The 253-nt window shown below is 61.7% G+C and carries 1 pseudogene; it reads left to right on the top strand.

Going from position 1 to position 253, the window contains the following annotated elements:
• Positions 1 to 253 (top strand): annotated as a pseudogene (locus ACYP03_RS27080) (hypothetical protein); the annotation flags it as partial.

Below are 253 nucleotides of genomic sequence, written 5' to 3'. Positions count from 1 at the left end.
CTGCACCTTTCCGCTATGGCAGCTCACCGTCAGTCGGCTTGACCCGGACAACTTCGATGATATGGGCTGTATGGGCAGGCCGTATCTGGATGCGAACCGCACCATCTGGCAGAAACTGGTGATGACGGAGGAAGACCTGGTGATCCGCCGCCGCACCCGGGCGCCACAAAAACTGGCGCATTCGCTGGACGGAGCCGACAAAGCCGCGCTGGATGAATACCGCGAGCGGGTGGAAGGCCAGAGCGGGGAAATC

The sequence above is a fragment of the Photobacterium sp. R1 genome (assembly GCF_054600795.1).
This window is presented reverse-complemented; position numbering and strand designations above follow the sequence as displayed.